We start from the raw sequence: 1,399 nt of genomic DNA on the forward strand, positions 1-1,399 counted from the left end.
CGGCCAGCGGGTCGGTGAGCGGGTGCTCGCCGCGCGGGTCGGTTGGCTGGCCGAGCTGGTCGGGCAGCTGGCCGCGCAGATCGTGGCCGAGCACTGGACCGGCGCGGATCTGGCGGTGTTGGCTGCTGGTGTCGGCCCGGACGGGCGGGTGCTGCCGGCCAAGGGCTGGATGGCGTTGCGCCGGCTGGGCTGGACTGCGCCTGCGCCGGCGGGGGTGTATGTCAGCGACCGGGTGCGCCGGTGCGCGCAGGAGGAGGCCGCCCGTGCGCTGCGGCTGGGGGTGTACCGGCGCGAGGTCCTGCAGGCGATCGTCGCGACCTGGCCCGCCGACGGCCGACGCGCCGACGCCGACTGGCGGGCGCTGCGTGACCTGATGCCAGCCGGGGTGACCAACGCGGTGATCGTCAACCGCACCCGTCAGGTCCGCGCCTACCAGCACGCCGAGGGACGCCTGCCCGCCGACCTGCCCGACCTTGAGGCCCCGCCCGCGGTCGCGGCCCAGGTGCTGCTGGCCGCCGCCGACAGGCAACTGACCACCATCGGCCGCGACGGGCCGGGCCGAGCCGTGCTGCGGGTCCAGCTGCCACTGACGGCCCGGCCCGGGTCACCGGCCGACTGGGCCTGGCACGCCCTGCCCCTCACCCTGCCCGCCCACGTTGCCGACCACGCCAGGCTGTGCGCGCCGACCCTGCGCATCGCCGGACACCGGGTCCGCGTCGACCTGCCCCACCGTGTCCCCGTCACACCCGCGCCTGCGCGGGGGCACCGGGTCGCGCTCGGCCTGGACTGGGGCGTCAACACCCTGCTGACCGGCACCGTCGGGCGGTTGACAGACACCGGCCGGGTCGTCACCGACGGCCGGATGCTGCGCTACGACGCCACCGCCGTCTCCGCCAGACTCCACCGCCTACGCCAACACCGCGAGCACCTGGCCGCCAGGCGCGACCACCACACCGCCCTGGCCGCGGGCCTGCCTGACAGCGACGCGCGTGCCGGGCACCTGACCGCGCTAGCCGCACGCGCCACCACCGAACACGAACACGTGTGCGCCCGCATCCGCCACCTCAACAAGACCCTCGCCTGGTCGGCCGCCCGCTGGGCCGTGGACCAGGCCGCCGCCCTGCACGCCGGCGTCGTCTACGTCGAGGACCTGGCCACACTGGCGGCCCGCGGCCGGCGCAAAGGCAACGCCCGGCTGTCCGGGCAGGTCCGCGGACAGGTCGTCGACGCGCTCGTGCACCTGGCCGCCAAAGCCGGCATCGCGGTCGCGACCGTGCCCGCCCGGGGCACCAGCCGCTACTGCCCCCGCTGCGGACGAGGCCGCACCGAACTGGCCCACACCCCCGCACCCGACCGGCCCGCAGAACGCGGCTGGAAATGGGCGATCTGCGGCCGCTGC

Annotated in this window: 1 protein-coding gene; it reads left to right on the forward strand. The window is 76.4% G+C overall.

The features are described 5' to 3' along the window. The coding region (locus AB0B35_RS42125) for a hypothetical protein (protein ID WP_361057526.1) at window positions 1-1,399 on the forward strand (1,399 nt) is incomplete at both ends.

Source organism: Catellatospora sp. NPDC049133 (assembly GCF_040648455.1).
In the GTDB taxonomy this organism is placed as follows: Bacteria; Actinomycetota; Actinomycetes; order Mycobacteriales; family Micromonosporaceae; genus Catellatospora; species Catellatospora aurea.